Below are 1,092 nucleotides of genomic sequence, written 5' to 3' on the forward strand. Positions count from 1 at the left end.
ATACAAGCTATTAAAATTACAAGCTAATAATAACCCCCCTACCCCCTAAGGACATTTCGCTACCTGACTTCATCAATCCAAATCTTTGGCAAGAATATCTAGCTTACAAGAAAGAGCGACGAGAGAAACTAAGCACTAAGGGTATCGAGATGAAATTTAGCGAGTGGGCTAAATAGGCAAGCGAAGGCATAGACGTCAATGAGTGCCTAAGAGAAGCAATGCGAAATGAGTGGCAGGGCGTCTTTAAGCCAAAACCTAGTTACAGCGCAAAGACGGCTAGTGGCGCGCAAGGCATAAGCGATGATAACCCTCATGGGCTAAAACAAGACACGTTAAACACAATGGCGGCGTTTAGGGAGCTAGCTAGAGAAATGAGAAAAAACGGGCAAAGTGACTTAGTAGGAGATTTTCAATGACGATACAAGAATTTTACGGCGTATTTATGCCGACGGTGGAGTATTACGGAGCGAATTTAAGTAAAGCCGTGATCGCACTTTATTTCGAGGACTTAATGGACTACGAGGCGAGCGAATTGGCTGTGGCGCTAAAACTAGTTAGGCAAACGCGAAAATATCCTACGATGCCTACGTCGGCGGAAATTTTAGAAGCGCTTAACGGGGACGAGGGCGACAAAGCACAAAAAGCGTTAGACGAGCTGGTTTACGCGATAGGACGCTACGGACCTTATCGCAGCGTGTGTTTTAAAGACGGCGCGATAATGTCAGTAGTGCGTGCTAGAGGCGGCTGGGTAAAGGTTTGCAACCTAGAAGGGCAAGACTGGGAGAATTTTAAAAAGTGGGACTTTGCCAAGCTTTATAAGATTTACGCGAAAACCCCACAAATTTGTCCTGATTATCTAATTGGCGAGAGCGAGGCGAATAACGGCTTTAACGGCGTAGGTGGAAACGAGCCAGTATATTTTATCGGTGGAACTAACGACGGTAAATTTATGGGCGCGGCTAAATTTAAAGCCTTAACTGAGCAAAAGTCGCCTATTAAGTCGATAGTGGCGGGCGTGATAAAAAGGATTGGTGCGTAATGAAAGCCGTATATATCACGATAACCGAAAGCGGAGCTAGCATAATTGCAAAG

General features: G+C 45.2%; 2 protein-coding genes. Both read left to right on the plus strand.

Annotation, left to right across the window (positions count from 1 at the left end; genetic code table 11):
* Positions 1 to 218 precede the first annotated feature (218 nt).
* A complete protein-coding gene (locus B9N62_RS10105) occupies positions 219 to 416 on the plus strand; it encodes a hypothetical protein (RefSeq protein WP_087585381.1) in 198 nt (65 codons plus the stop codon).
* A complete protein-coding gene (locus B9N62_RS10110; protein ID WP_087585382.1) occupies positions 413 to 1,039 on the plus strand; it encodes a DUF6475 domain-containing protein in 627 nt (208 codons plus the stop codon). The genes B9N62_RS10105 and B9N62_RS10110 overlap by 4 nt, the downstream gene beginning before the upstream one ends.
* Positions 1,040 to 1,092: the final 53 nt, after the last annotated feature.

This window comes from Campylobacter concisus (assembly GCF_002165785.1).
Taxonomy (GTDB): domain Bacteria; phylum Campylobacterota; class Campylobacteria; order Campylobacterales; family Campylobacteraceae; genus Campylobacter_A; species Campylobacter_A concisus_W.